Annotated in this window: 1 protein-coding gene and 1 pseudogene; both read left to right on the forward strand. The window is 64.3% G+C overall.

Annotated elements, in window-relative coordinates:
* Positions 1-1062, forward strand: a 1062-nt coding sequence (locus FV222_RS23935; protein ID WP_147815816.1) for a mannose-1-phosphate guanylyltransferase/mannose-6-phosphate isomerase, incomplete at its 5' end; no start/stop codon positions are given.
* Positions 1063-1176: 114 nt separating this feature from the next.
* Positions 1177-2052: pseudogene (locus tag FV222_RS23940) on the forward strand (IS481 family transposase); the annotation flags it as partial.
* Positions 2053-2176: the final 124 nt, after the last annotated feature.

Raw genomic sequence — 2176 nt, forward strand, 5'->3', positions numbered from 1 at the left:
CCCCCCCTCTCACCTGTTAGGCTGGGGGGGGCTGGGTCTTTGTTTAAAACCACCCGGGCACACACGATGACGCTCGGCGTCGAGCCGACGCGGCCGGCGACCGATTACGGCTACATCCGCCGCGGGGCCGCGCTGCCGGAGGCCGAGGGCGCCTTCGCGGTGGCGCGCTTCGTCGAGAAGCCGGATGCGGAGGGCGCAGCCGCGCTGATCGCGGACGGCGCCCTGTGGAACTCGGGCTACTTCCTGTTTCGCGCCGACCTGATGCTGGCCGAGCTCGAGGCGCATGCGCCCGCGGTGCTCTCCGCCGCCCGCGCGGCGCTGGAGGGGGCTGCCATCGACCTCGACTTCGTGCGGCTCGACGCGACGGCGTTCGGGCAGGCGCCCAAGATCTCGATCGACTACGCGGTGATGGAGCGTACGACGCGGGCCGGCGTGCTGCCGGTCTCGTTCCCGTGGTCGGACGTCGGCACCTGGGACGCGGTCTGGCAGGTGCTGCCGCAGGACGAAGCCGGCAACGCGCTGCGCGGCCGGGTCGAAGTGCTGGGCACCACCAACAGCCTGGTGCACAGCGAGGGCGAGGGCCTGACCACGGTGGTGGGCCTCGACGGCGTGGTGGTGGTGGCGACGCCCGACGCGGTGCTGGTCGCGTCGAAGGCGCAGTCGGGCCGGGTGAAGGAACTGGTGGGCGTGCTGCGCGCCCGCGCCCACCCGGAGGCCGACGCGCACCGGCGGATGTACCGGCCCTGGGGTTGGTACCAGCGGGTCGACATCGGCGAGCGCTTCCAGGTCAAGCGCATCATGGTGACGCCTGGCGGACGCCTGTCGCTGCAGAAGCACCACCACCGCGCCGAGCACTGGGTGGTGGTCAAGGGCACGGCGGAGGTGACGCTGGGCGAGCGCCTGGTCCTCGTCCACGAGAACGAGGCGGTGTACCTGCCGATCGGCTCGATGCACCGGCTGGCCAACCCCGGCAAGATCCCCCTCGAGCTGATCGAGGTCCAGGTCGGCTCCTACACCGGCGAGGACGACATCATCCGCGTCGAGGACATCTACGGACGATGAATCAAACAATGAATTATTTAGATGTTTGGTCCCGCCGTCTGATGATAAATCTGATGCCATATCGATGGACGCGCTACGAGACAGGTTCTTCACGTCAGCGCTACAACGACTGAGATGGTCCGTCGGGCAATCCAATCTCGTAAAGAGAGCGTGAGAGCCGCCGCGAAGCACTACGGGATCAGCCCGACCACTAAGCAGAAGTGGCGTTCACGCTCGATCAGCACCGATGCGCGGATGGGACTGAAGAAACCTCACGCCACGGTGCTGAGCCTGGAGCACGAGGCGATCATCGGCGCCTTTCGCCGGCACACCCTGTTGCCACTGGATGACTGCCTCTACGCGCTTCAGCCCAGCATCCCTCACCTAACCTGCTTGTCGCTGCACCGCTGTCTGCAACGGCACGGCATCAGTCGTCTGCCGGACGTCGACGGCGACAAGCCCAAACGGTCGCGCTTCAAAGCCTACCCGATCGGCTACTTCCACATCGAGATCGCACAGGTCAGCACCGAACAAGGCAAGCTCCATCTGTACGTTGCCATCGACCGTACGAGCAGGTTCGTCTTCGTCCAACTTCTCGAGAAGGCGAATCAACGGGTTTCGGCAGCCTTTTTATGCGATCTGGTCGCGGCCGCGCCCTACACAATTCACACGATCCCGACCGACAATGGCATTCAGTTTACCGACAACAAGCCAGTAAAACCTGGGGCCGAGGCCAAGGTGATTGCCTATTGGGCCGAGCGCAATGAGCTGCGCTTGTACCGCTGGCACTCGTTCGAATGGGCCTGCGAGCAGACCAAAATCGAGCATCGCCTGACCAAACCACACGGCCCGTGGACGAACGGCTAGGTTGAGCGGATGAACCGGACCATCAAGGACGCCACGGTTAAGCGTTACCATTACACCGACCACGACGAGCTGCGTCGTCACCTGCAACTGTTCGTGGAGACCTACAATTGCTGGCGCCATTTGAAGACCCTGCGAGGCCTTAGTGTCTGTTCGGCAACAAGCTGTGCAATCTGAGCAGGTTGTGATTCAAGCGAGGGCTGAGAAAGGCCTTTGCTGATGTGGACGACCGAGAACCGTGTTCGCTACGACCGGAGCGCGTTGCGCTACG

The organism is Methylobacterium sp. WL103 (genome assembly GCF_008039885.1).
Taxonomy (GTDB): Bacteria; Pseudomonadota; Alphaproteobacteria; order Rhizobiales; family Beijerinckiaceae; genus Methylobacterium; species Methylobacterium cerastii.